Source organism: Streptomyces sp. NPDC048257 (assembly GCF_043201855.1).
Taxonomy (GTDB): domain Bacteria; phylum Actinomycetota; class Actinomycetes; order Streptomycetales; family Streptomycetaceae; genus Streptomyces.
This window is the reverse complement of sequence record NZ_JBICZI010000029.1, coordinates 51096-63831: the sequence shown is the minus strand read 5'-3', so window position 1 is coordinate 63831 and position 12736 is coordinate 51096. Positions and strand designations below refer to the sequence as shown.

The following is a 12736-nucleotide window of genomic DNA, read 5'->3' as shown; positions in this document are numbered from 1 at the left end:
ATACCGGCGTTCGGGCGAAGGCAGCGGGCCGGACCCGGTCCGTGCCGCCGCCGGCACCCGCTCACCGGGCCACCGCCAGGTAGTAGCCCTCGTCGCCCGCGAGGAGGTTGCGGTGGGTGTCCTCGGCCGTGACGGCGCCGTCGTCCAGGACCAGCACGCGATCGGCGGCGTCCAGGAGGGCCGGGCTGCTGGTGATCACGATCGTGGTGCGGCCCCGGCGCAGCTCCGCGACGTTGCGGGCGATGAGCTGTTCGGTGACCGCGTCCACTGCCGTGGTCGGGTCGTGCAGGACGAGGATGTCGGTGTCGGCGGCGAGGGCGCGGGCGAGGGAGAGGCGTTGGCGCTGGCCACCGGAGAGGTTCGCGCCGCGGTCGCGGACGCCGTGGTCGAGTCCCTCGCGGTGGAGGGCGACGACGTCGGTCAGCATCGACGCCTCGACGGCCTCGGCGACCGTGCGGCTGGTGCCCGACGGGTCGATGTTCGTGCGGAGGGTGCCCGCGAAGATCTCCCCGTCGTACGGGTTCACCAGCATGTGTGCGCGGACCGCCTCGATCGACAGCGCGGCGAGCTCCTCCCCGCTGACCCGCACCACTCCCTCGTAGGCGTGGGGCGGGACCCTGAGGGCCAGGATCGCGGCGAGGTCGGCGGCCGCGCGCGGCTGGTAGACGGCGATCGCCACGAACTGGCCCGCGGGCACCTCGAACTTCAGGTCGCGCAGGGCCCCGTACCGGACGCAGTCGATCTCCAGGTCCCCGCCCGCGGCCGGGCGCTCCGGCCCGGAGGTCGCCACCGGTGGCGCGACCAGGACCAGCGCCATCCGCTCGGCCGACGCGCGGGCCATCATCACGTACTTGGGCATGTCCGAGAACATCTTCAGCGGTTCCATGATGAACTGGGCGAGCCCCACGGCCATCACCAGCTCCCCGACGCTGATGCGGCCGTCGAAGGCCAGCCAGCCCGCCGTCAGGGTCACCCCGACGGCGAGGGCCGCGTTGAGGGCCGCCGCGGTGCCGGCGTACGCGCCGTTCACCCCGGCCACGGTGATCGCCTGGTGCTTCGCCTCCGTGCTGACCTTCCGGTAGGACCGGAAGGCCGCGTGGTTGCCGCCGAAGCCGTGCAGCGGGCGCAGGCCGGTGATCAGGTCGGCCACCTTCGCGCCCGCCCGGGCCACCCTGGCCTGCTGTTCGCGGGTACTGGAGCCGATCCGCTTGGACATCACGCTCAGGACGGAGAGGATCGCGACGGTTCCCACGATCACCAGCAGGCCGAGCCGGATGTCGGCCAGCCCGAGCGCGACCGCCGCGACGAGCACGGCGACCAGGGAGCTGATCAGCAGCGGTACCACCTCGATGATGTCGGCCGTCTGGTCGGCGTCCTCGGTGGCGATGGTCAGCACCTCGCCGGACTTGAGGCCGGCGTCCCTGGCGACCGGCTCGAGTCCGCAGTCCGCGACCTGCACCCGCCAGCGGTGTGCCTCGGTCGTGTTGGCCTTCTGCAGGATGCGCATGCCGAACCGCCACGACAGCGACACGGTCGTGATGATCACGGCCAGTACGCCGATCGACAGGGCGAGCGCGCCGGGGCTGCGGTCCTGCATCGTGTGCTCGACGATCAGGCCGAGCGCGATGGGGAAGGCCGTCTCTCCGGCCTGGTACAGGCCCATGAGGACGGTGCCCCAGGCCATGGCGCCGAGGTTGCGGCGCAGGGCGGTCCGGAGGATGTCGGACCCCGGTCGGGGCCGCCGCGCGTCAGGAGTTTTCATCGAGGTGGCGGGCAATCATTTCGGGGGTTCGCAGGGTGAACAGATCACGGACCGTGATCACAGGACCGTACTCCCGGCGGAGCAGGCCGATCAGCCGCACCGCCAGCATGGAGTGTCCTCCCAGGGACACGAAATCGCTCAACGCGCTCACCTCGTCGTCGTCCAGGTCGAGTGCTTCGGCGAAGAACTCGCACACCACCGTCTCGGTCCCGGTCTCCGGGCCGCGCTCTCCCGCCGTGGTCAGCGTGCCGAGCGGCCTGGCCTCCGGCAAGGCCTTGGTGTCCGCCTTCCCGTTCACGGTCAGCGGGATGCGGTCGACCTGCGCGTAGTGCGTCGGGCGCAGGAAGTCCGGCAGCCCGGCGCCCACGTCGGCGGCGACCGCCGCGAGGTCGGAGCCGTCCGGGCCGCCGAGTACGAGGTAGGCGGCCAGCCGGTGCGCTCCGTCGACCTGCGGGTCGGGCTGGGCGACCGCGGCGGCGAACAGCACCGCCGGATGCGCGGCGAACGCGGCCTCGACCTCGCCCAGTTCGACCCGGTGTCCGCGGATCTTGACCTGCTGGTCGGTGCGGCCCAGGTACATCAGGTTCCCGTCGGGCCGCCGGAGCACCAGGTCGCCGGTACGGTACATGCGCTCGCCGGGCGCGCCGAACGGGCAGGCGACGAACCGGTCCGCGGTCTGGGCGGGCTGGCCGAGGTAGCCGCGCGCGATGCCGATGCCCGCCACGTACAGCTCGCCGGGGACTCCGTCCGGCAGGGGCCGCAGCCACGGGTCCAGGACGTACACGTCCGTGTTGTCGATCGCCACGCCCACCACCGGGTCCTGGCATTCGAAGGTGCCGACGCCCAGGGTGTTGATGGTGTACTCGGTGGGCCCGTACAGGTTGTACCCGACGGTCCCCTCGGTCTCGGCGAGCCGCTGCCACAGGGTCGGGGTGACGGCCTCGCCGCCGAGCAGCACCAGCGCCGGCCGTCGCTCGGGGTCCTCGAGGAGGCCCTCGGCCACCAGTTGCTGTGCGTAGGTAGGGGTCACGTTGATGACGTCGATCCCGTGCTCGAGGCAGTACTCGACCAGGCGGGGGGCGTCGCGGCGCAGTTCCTCGTCGCAGATGTGCACCTCGTGGCCGTCCGCGAGCCACAGCAGTTCCTCCCACGACATGTCGAAGGCGAACGACACGGTGTGGGCGATGCGGAAGACCCGGTGGCCGTGTTCCGCCAGCACCGGTTCGAAGATCCGGCGCTGGTGGTTGACGAGCATGTTGGTGAGTCCGGCGTACTCGGTCACCACGCCCTTGGGCCGTCCGGTCGATCCGGAGGTGTAGATCGTGTACGCGGGGTGGCGCAGGCGGTCGGGGTCGTCCGGGGCGAAGGTCACGTACGGTTCGGCCTCGGGCAGGGGCCGGTCCAGCTCGATCAGGTCTCCGGTCAGCCGGGGCGACACGGCGCTCACGGTGAGGATCACGTCCGGGCGGGCGTCGGCGACGATCGCGGCGATCCGCTCGTCCGGGTGGTCCAGCTCCAGCGGCACGTAGGCGGCGCCCACGCGCAGTACGGCGAACAGCGCCACGATCGAGTCGAGGGAGCGCGGGACGGCGAGGGCCACCGTCCTCTCGGGTCCGATGCCGCGGGCGGCGAGCACACCCGCCAGCTCGCGGCTGCGGTCCCGGAGCCGGCCGAAGGTCAGGGTCCGGCCGTGGGCGACGAGCGCGATCCGCTGCGGGTCCCGGTCGGCCGCCCGGTCGAAGCGGTCGACCACGGTGTCCGTGCCGATGTCCGTACGTGCGGCGGGCTCGGGTACCGGACCCGCGCCCGGCAGTGCGCCCAGTGGCCCGGTGGCCCGGGCCAGGTCCTCGAGCACGTCCAGGTAGCCGTCGAGGAGCCGCCGGGCCGCCCCGGTGTCGTGGTCGCGGTACTCCAGCTTGATGGTGAGCCGGTCGCCGGGCGTGACGACCCAGGTGAACGGGTAGTGCGTGGAGTCGTCGGCCCGTACCGCGGTGATGCCGTGCCGGGCGTTCATCTCGGCGAACGCGTCCATGTCCAGGAAGTTCTGGAGCACGAACAGGTTGTCGAAGAGCGTGTCGTGTCCGCCGGCCCGCTGGATCTCGCCGAGCCCGAGGTGCTCGTGCTCCATCGCCTCGACCCGGGCCGCCTGTACGGCCGTCAGGTAGTCCCGGACCGTGTCGTCCGGCCGGGCCCGCGTCCACATGGGCACGGTGTTGAGCAGCACGCCGACGATGCCGGACAGGTCCTCGCCCTCGCGGCCGGAGACGGTCACGCCGAACACGGCGTCGGGGCGGCCCGTGCGCGCGCCCAGCAGCAGGCCGAAGGCGCCGGTCAGTACGGAGTTCAGGGTGACGCCGTGCGTCCGGGCGACCTCCCGCAGCAGTTCGGACCGTTCGGCGGAGAGCCGGTGCACGAGCGTGCGGGGCAGGTCGTCGACCAGGGCGGGCGCGGGTCCGGCGAGCAGGGTCGGGCCGGTGAGGCCGGTCAGGTGCTGCGCCCAGAAGCGTTCCGAGACGGCCGGGTCCTTGGCGTCGAGCGCGCGGGCGTAGTCCTCGAAGCTCGGTGTGGCCTGGGCCGGGGGCGGCAACTTGCCTGCCACGGCTGCCTCGTAGGCGTCGAACAGGTCGCGCAGGACGATCTCGCGGGACCATCCGTCCCACAGCAGCAGGTGGTAGCTCAGCAGCAGGCCGTCGCGGTCCCCGGGCAGCCGCACCACGGTGAGGCGGATCAACGGCGGCTCGCCCGGGTCGAATCCGGTGTCGCGGTCCCGGGCGAGCAGGGCGTCGACTTCCGCTTCCGTGGCGAGGTCGATCGTACGGATGCCGACCCGGCGGCCCGCGCCCAGGACCTGGACGGCCCTCCCCTCGCCGTCGGTGGAGAAGCCGGCGCCCACGGCCGGGTGCCGGGCGATCACCCATGCCATCGCCTCGGCCAGCGCGTCGGTGTCCAGGCGCCGGTCGAAGGTGAACCAGCTCTGCGCGACGTAGTGTCCGGCCGGGCCCGCCATCTGCGCCTGGAAGAACAGGCCGCGCTGGAGCGGGGTGACCGGCGCGGTGCGCTCGGCCGTCGTGGCGGCCTCCGCGAGGTGTTCCAGTGCGGCGCGCCAGTGGTCGGTGATCTCGTCGGGTACGCCTGCGGCGAGGGTGAAGACCGCGTGCAGGCTTCCGGTGGCGGCGTCGGTCCACGCATTGACCTCGACGGCGTACGGGCTGCCGTCCCGGCCGTCTCCGGTGAGGTGGAGCGCCTGGGACTCGTCGCCGCGGCCCAGGTAGTTGAACAGCACCTGCGGGCGGGCGGTCAGCAGCGGGGCCGTCTGCGGGTTGAGGTACCTGAGCCCGCCGTACGCGATGTGCGCCCGCTCGTCCGGCTGGCGTTCGGTGACCTCGCGCGCCGCGGCGACGGGGTCGGTGTGCGCCGTGAGCCGCACCGGCGCGATGGAGGTGAACCAGCCGACGGTTCGGGTGTAGTCGTGGTGGGCCGATGCCGGGAGCCGGCCGTGCCGCTCCAGCTCGATCGCGAGATCGGTGGGCGACCGCTGGATGCGGGTCAGTGCGGTGCGCAGCGCGCCGCACAGCAGTTCGGTGAGGCCTACGCGGAGTGCGGCGGGCGCGGTGCGCGTCACCTGCTCGCTCACCTCGGCCGGTAGCACGACCGTGGTCTCGCGCAGCCCCTGGACCGCGGGCACCAGCGGGGGCGCCTGGAGGGTGGTGATCCAGTGCCCGAGGCCGTCGGTCTCCTGGGCGGACCGGTCGGCCAGTGCCTGCGCGTACGCGGCGTAGGGGGTGGTCGGCGGTGCGAGCGGGGTCCCGCGCAGGGCGGTGGTGAGGTCGTCCAGCAGGATCAGCCACGACACGGCGTCGACGGCGAGGTGGTGCACGGTGACCACGAGGGTCCGGCTCGCCTCCAGCCAGGAGAAGGCGACGACCTCTCCGGTCTCGGGATCGAGCCGTCCGGCGGCTTCGTTCGCCGCCGTCGTCGCGTCGGGCGCGTCGCTCCGTACGACGGTGACCTCGCGGGCGGGTTCGGTGCGCAGGGCCCATACCCCGTGTGCGACGAGCAGCCGCAGCCGCAGGGCCGGGTGCGCGGCGACGACGGCGTTCGCGGCGCGCTCGGCGTCGGCGAGAGCGGCGCCCTCGGGCGCGACCAGGGTCCGGGCCTGGGCGAACCGGGCGAGGGAACCGCCGAGTTCGCGCTGGCGCAGGATGATGGGGGTCGGCGTCAGCGGGCCGTCCTCGTGGGGGGCGGGTGCGGCGGGCGCCGCAGTCTGCGGGGTGCTGTTCGCCAGGTGTTCGGCGAGCGCCCGCGGTGTCCTGAGCAGGAACACGTCCCGCGGGGCGATCGTGAGACCCAGCGCCCTGGCCCGGTTGACGACGGTGATGGCGAGGATGCTGTCGCCGCCGGCCCGGAAGAAGTCGCTGTCACCGTCCACCGCGGTGCCGGGCAGGGTCTCGGTGAAGATGCCGACCAGGGCGGTGAGGGCGGAGCCGGCAGCGGCTGCGGGAGTGGCGGGGGCCGCGGCGCGTTCGGTCAGGGCCTTGCGGTCCAGTTTGCCGTTGACGGTCAGTGGCAGCGCGTCGACGGGCAGGACGAGGCCGGGCACCATGTGGACGGGCAGCTTCGAGGCGAGCAGGTCGGCGAGGTCGCCGGGCACCCGGCCCACGAGGTGCGCGACCAGGTGGTCGCCGCTGCCGGCCACGGTGACGGCCACGTCGACCACACCGTCGAGTTCCCGGATCGCGGACTCCACCTCGCCGGGCTCGATGCGGAAGCCCTTGAGCTGCACCTGGTCGTCGGCGCGGCCGGTGAACTCCAGCTCGCCGTCGAGCGTCCGGCGGGCGAGGTCGCCCGTGTGGTACATGCGGGAGCCGTCGCCCGCGAAGGGGTCCGCCACGAACCGGCCCGCGGTGAGGGACGGCCGGCCCAGGTAGCCGAGGGAGACCTGGTCGCCGGCGACGTAGATGGCGCCCACCCGGCCCGGCGGCACCGGTCGGAGCCGCTCGTCGAGCAGGTGGGTGACCAGGCCGGGGATCGGGCCTCCGATCGGGCTGACGTCGTCGCCGGGGCGAAAGTCCTCGTCGGTCAGGACCCGGTGGGTGACGTGCACGGTGGTCTCGGTGATGCCGTACATGTTGACGAGCTCGGGTGAGGCGGCGCCGTGCCTCTCGACCCAGCCGCGCAGCCGCCCGAGGTCCAGCGCCTCGCCCCCGAAGATGATCCGGCGCAGGGCGGTGACCGGCTCGTCGGCGTGCCGGTCGGCCTCGATGAACTGGTAGAAGGCCGACGGGGTCTGGTTGAGGACGGTCACCCGGCGCTCGCGCACCAGGCGGTGGAAGTCGGCCGGGGAGCGGGTGAGCCCGTACTCCGGTACGAGCAGTTCGGCTCCGTGCGCGAGCGCGCCCCACAGCTCCCACACCGCGAAGTCGAAGGAGTAGGAGTGGAACTGGACCCACACGTCGTGGGGGCCGAAGTCCATGTCGGGCCGGGTGTTCGCGAGGAGGGTCACCACGCTGGAGTGCGGGACGACGACGCCCTTGGGCCTGCCGGTCGATCCGGATGTGTAGATCACGTACGCGGGATCGTGCCAGTCGGCGTCGGGGGAATCGCGCACCTCCGCCTGGGGCATCGGGTCGCCCTGTACGAGCACCCGGGCCGGTACGCCCGCCTGCGCCAGCAGGCGCGTGAAGCGGTTCCGGTGCTCCCGGTCCACGAGGACGACCTGCGGGGCCGCGTCGGCGAGGACGTACTCCAGCCGCTCGTCCGGGTACGCGAGGTCCAGCGGTACGTACGCACCGCCCGCGGTGACGACCGCGACCAGGGCGACGACCTGTTCCAGGGAGCGCGGGACGGCGACGGCGACCCGTTCGCCCGGCCGGACACCGGCGGCGCGCAGGGCCGAGGCCAGTTCGTCCTTGGCGGCGGCCAGTTCGCCGTAGGTCAGGGACCGGGCACCGCCGTCGAGGGCGCACTGGGTGACGGCGGTGGCGGCCGGGTCGCGGTGTGCGGCGGCGTCGAACAGCGCGCCCAAGGTCGTCGGGGTGATCCGCGCGGGGGTCCGGGCGCCGGTGGCCGCCAGGTCGTCGACGAGGGCGTCGGGCCGGGTGAGCAGGCCGGTGAGGGTGCGGGTGAACGTGTCCAGGATCGTCCGGGCGGCCGCCTCCCGCAGCAGCGCGCCGTCGTAGATCAGGTTGAACCGCGGGCTGCCGTCGAGTGCCCGCTCCACCACGAGTGTCAACGGGTAGTGCGGGGCGCCCTCGTTCACGATGTCGGTGACGACGAGGGTGTGCCCGGGCCCGCGCAGCGCTGCGACGTCGGTCGCCACGTCGAACACCACCAGGGTGTCGAAGAGGGGGCCGGCGCCGCTCTGGCGGCTGATGCGCGCCAGCGAGACGTGCTGGTGCGCCAGTACCGCGCTCTGGTGTTCGCGCACCGAGGCGAGCAGCTCGCGGGCGGTGCTGGTGGCGGCCCAACGGGCCCGCACGGGGATCGTGTTGATGAACAGACCCACCATGTCCCCGATGCCGGGCACGTCCGCGTCGCGCCCGGACACCGTGGAGCCGAAGACGACGTCCCTGCCGTGCAGGAGACCGCCCAGGGTCGCCGCCCAGGCGCTGTGCACGGCCACGCTGAGCGGTACGCCGGCGGACCGGGCGGCCTCGTCGATGTCGCCCTCCGGCGGGGCGGCCGTGTCGTCGAACCGGTCGGAAGGGGTGTGCCCCTCGGCGACCAGTGAGGGGCCGGGCAGCCCGGCGAGCTCCTCGCGCCACACCCGGTCGCTCTCGTCCTCGTCGCGCTCGGCGAGCCAGCGCACGTAGTCGGTGAAGCCGCCGAGCGGGTACACGGTCCCCGGCGCGTGGTACTCGCTCAGCAGCGCGCGGAGCATCGGCGGCACGGACCAGCCGTCGGCGATGACGTGGTGCACGGTCTGCACCAGGACGCTGCGGCCGGAGCCGGCGCGGATGAGCGTGTACCGCATCAGCGGGCCGCTCGCCAGGTCGAAGCCTGCGCGGCGGTCCCGCTCGGCGTGCTCGCGGATCTCCTCGTCGGTGATGCCGGGGCGGTCCAGCGTGGTGAAGGGGGCCTCCACCCCGCCCTCCAGTACGGAGACGACGCGGCCGTCGGCGAGGGCCACGAACCGCGCGGCGAGGTTGGGGAAGAGGGTGAGCAGCCGGGTGGCCGCCGCCGCGAGCCGGTCGGCGTCCACCTCCCCGTCCAGGGTCAGCAGCTGCTGTTCGACGTAGCTGCCCGGGGAGTCGTCGTCGAAGACCGAGTGGAAGTACAGCCCCTCCTGGAGCGGGGTCAGCGGCAGGACGTCCCGCAGGGCCGGGCCGTCCAGCTCGTCGACGTCGGCCTGGGTGAGCGCCGACAGGCCGAAGTCGCTGGGCGAGTGGCCGCCCGGGTCGAGTGCGGCCAGTGCGGCCAGGCCGGTCAGGGCCTCCCGGAAGTACCGGCCGATGGTCTCGACGTCCTCGTCGGTGAACAGCCCGTCGGGCCAGGAGAGAGTGGTGACCAGTTCGTACGCGTACGTGCCGCCGGCCGCGGCGGGCTCGGCGATCGCGGCGGGTTCGGCGATCGCGTTGAACTCCAGGGCGCGCGGCAGGCGCATCCTCGGGTCGCGCTTCTCCCCCAGCTGTCCCGTGGTGCCGGCGAGTTCCCAGTCGCCGGACGCGCCCGCGTCGAAGCGGCCCAGGTAGTTGAACAGCACCTGCGGTGCGGGCGCGGCGAAGGCGGCGTCCGCCAGGTACCGCAGGGCGCCGTAGGAGACGCCGTTGCTCGGCACCCGGGCGAGGTCCTCCTTGACCGCCTTGAGGGCGGTGACCAGGTACGCGGGGTCCGTGAGGTCGGTGGCCGCGCCGGGGTCGACGGTCACCGGGAAGAGGGTGGTGAACCAGCCCACGGTCCGGGAGAGTTCCGGCTCGAAGCCGGCGGAGTCCGCCACGTACCGGCCTTCGCGGCCGTGGCCCTCCAGCTCGATGTGCGCGAACGTCTGGCCGTGTCCGAGGTCGCGGCGCCACCGGGTGAGGGTGACGGCGAGCGCGGTCAGCAGTACGTCGTTGACGCCGGCGTGGAACCTCGCGGGGATCTCACCGAGCAGCGCGGCCGTGACGTCGGGGCCGACCGAGAGGGTCGTCGTCCGCTCGTTCGCGACGGTGTCGGCCTCGGACAGCGCGCGGCGGCCCAGCGGCGCGTCGGCGCCGGGCAGGGGGCGCTGGAACCAGGCGCGGTCCGCGTCGAACTCCGCGCGCCCCAGCAGCTGGGTCCAGCGCCGGAACGAGGTGCCCACCGGGGGCAGGTCGATGGGCGCGCCGGAGACGTACCAGCGCCAGGCGGTGGAGAGGTCCTCCATCAGGATCCGCCAGGACACGCCGTCGATCACCACGTGGTGGGCGACCAGGACCAGTCGGCGCGCCTCACGGCGCCAGACGGCACTGAGCATCACCCCGCCCGCCGGGTCCAGCCCGTCGGTGGCGAGCGCGACGCACTCCTCGACCGGCCGGTCGCTCTCCTGCCATCGCGCCACGGCGCGGTCGGGCTCCGGGATCTCGAAGCTCCAGCGCTCGCCGCGTACCAGCCTGGCGCGCAGCATGTCGTGCCGTGCGACCAGGGCGGTGAGGATCGCGTCGAGCGCGTCGGCCGTCAGGTCGGCCGGGGTGTTCAGCACGACCGACTGTACGAAGCCGTCGACGGCGTCGGTGGTTTCGCCGAGCCACTGCACGATGGGTGATCCCACGACGGTTCCGGTGGCGACGTCGCCGTGGTCCACGGCGGCGGCCTCGCGGTCCGCGACCGCCGCGAGCGCGCCGACGACGCTGTTGGTGAAGATCTGGCGGGCCGTGACGTGGAGGCCCGCTTCGCGCAGGGCGCTCAGGAGGGAAATCGCCAGGATGCTGTCCCCGCCGAGCCGGAAGAAGTCCTGGTCGACGCCGACCGCGTCCCGCCGCAGCACCGCCGCGACGGCCGCGCACACCAGGCGCTCGTTCTCGGTGACGGGCGGGGCCGCCACGCCGGCGCCGGTCACCGGCTCGGGCCCGGGCAGTGCGGCCCGGTCGAGCTTGCCGTTCGCGGTGAGCGGGAACTCCTTCAGCACGACGATGTGGGCGGGCACCATGTACTCCACCATGTGCGCGGCGGCCCAGGCCCTGACCTCGTCCGCGCGCAGGTCCTCGCTCCCGCCGGCGGGGATCACGTAGCCCACGAGGTAGGTGCCGCCGGCCGCGTTCTTCCTGGCGACGACGCAGGTGTGCCGTACCGCGGGGTGCTCGGCGAGTCCGACCTCGACGTCCTCGATCTCCAGCCGCATCCCGCGGATCTTGATCTGGTTGTCGGCGCGGCCGAGGAAGTCCAGCGACCCGTCGGGGGCGAAGCGGGCGAGGTCGCCGGTGCGGTACAGCCGGGAGCCGTCCGCGGCGAAGGGGTTCGCGACGAAGCGGGAGGCCGTCAGGCCGGGCGCGCCCACGTATCCGCGGCCGAGCAGGAAGCCTCCGACGTACAGCTCGCCGCCGACGCCGACCGGGACCGGGCGCAGTTCCCCGTCCAGTACGTAGAGCTGGGTGTTGGGGTTGGGCCGGCCGATCGACGTCGACAGGCGTTCCGCCGCGCCGCGGTAGACGACGTGCGAGACGCCGATCGTCGTCTCGGCGGGGCCGTAGCCGTGGTACATGGGTATGTCGAGGCGGGCGCGGAAGCGTTCGTAGAGCTCCGGGGTGAGCACCTCGCCGCCGCACCACACGTGGCGCAGGCTGTCCAGCCGCCCGGAGTCCCCCGCGATCTCCAGCAGTACGTCCAGCATGGACGACACCAGGTAGGTGAAGGTGACGCGGTGCTCGGCGATCACGCTCAGCAGGTGGTGCGGGTCGCGTTCGCCGCCGGGTCGCAGGACCACGAGCCTGCCGCCGCACACCAGGGGCAGGAAGATCTCGTTGACGGAGATGTCGAACGACAGCGGCGCCTTGAACAGCGACGCGTCGTCGTGGCCGAAGCCCAGGATCTCCTCGACCTGCCACAGCAGGCGCTCGCTGATCGCCTCGTGGCGGATCATCGCGCCCTTGGGCCGGCCGGTCGAGCCGGACGTGAAGATCACATAGGCCAGGGCGCCGCCGGGGACGGTGACCCCGGTCCCCTCACCCGGGTAGGAGCCGAACCGCCAGTCGCCGAGGTCGACGGGCACGGCTTCCGGTTCGTCCGGGGCGTGTTCGCCCGAGTCGTTCAGCTGGAGGACGACACGGGCGTCGGCGATGACGGCGATACGGCGCGCGGCGGGCCACTGGGGGTCGAGCGGTACGAAGGCGGCTCCCGCCTGGAGGACGCCGAGGAGGCCGATCACCATGGCGGCGGAGCGGTCCAGGGAGACGGCGACGAGCTGTTCGGCCGCGAGTCCGCGTTCGATCAGGTGGTGGGCCAGCTGGCTGGAGAGCTCGGCAGCCTGACGGTAGGTCAGCGAACGGTGCTCGTCGACGACGGCGACGGCTTCGGGCCGCAGGCGTGCCTGCTCACGGAACATCTCGACGATGGTCGGGCGGACCCGGTCCGCCCCCGTGTCGTTCCACTCGGCCAGGGTCGCGAGCCTCGAAGCGACACCGGACGGGCCGATGGTGGAGAGCGGCCGGTCCGGGAAGTCGGCCAGGTCGTCCAGGGCGAGCTGCGCATCGGCTGGTACGACGCCTTCCGGGACGGTGATGCTCCGCCCGGCCGCGCCGTCCGTGCCGTCCGCGCTCTGCGCTGCGACCTCCCAACCGACCGGTCCGGCGCCGCCGCTGTCGGCCCATCCGAGGACGTCGGCGAACAGCGTGCCGGGGGTGAGCTCCAGCCCGGCGGGGTGGTGGCCCGTCGCCCAGTACGCCAGCCCGATGGCACACGCCCGGGCGATGGTGGTGTCGCAGTAGTCACCGGCCCGTCGGCGCACGTCGGCCAGGCGGGTGGGAGAAAGCAGCACGAGACGAGCGGTCGATTCCCTCATCGAAGGCTCAACGCCCCTTC

At 73.2% G+C, this 12736-nt stretch carries 2 protein-coding genes; both read right to left on the bottom strand.

The window, feature by feature from the left end; genetic code table 11:
• Positions 1-61 precede the first annotated feature (61 nt).
• A complete protein-coding gene (locus ACGFZK_RS33530; RefSeq protein WP_393852627.1) occupies positions 62-1762 on the bottom strand; it encodes an ABC transporter ATP-binding protein in 1701 nt (566 codons plus the stop codon).
• On the bottom strand, positions 1749-12716 hold the full coding sequence (locus ACGFZK_RS33525) for an amino acid adenylation domain-containing protein (RefSeq protein WP_393852626.1): 10968 nt from the start codon (positions 12714-12716) through the stop codon (positions 1749-1751). Before ACGFZK_RS33525 ends, ACGFZK_RS33530 begins: the two co-directional genes overlap by 14 nt.
• Positions 12717-12736: the final 20 nt, after the last annotated feature.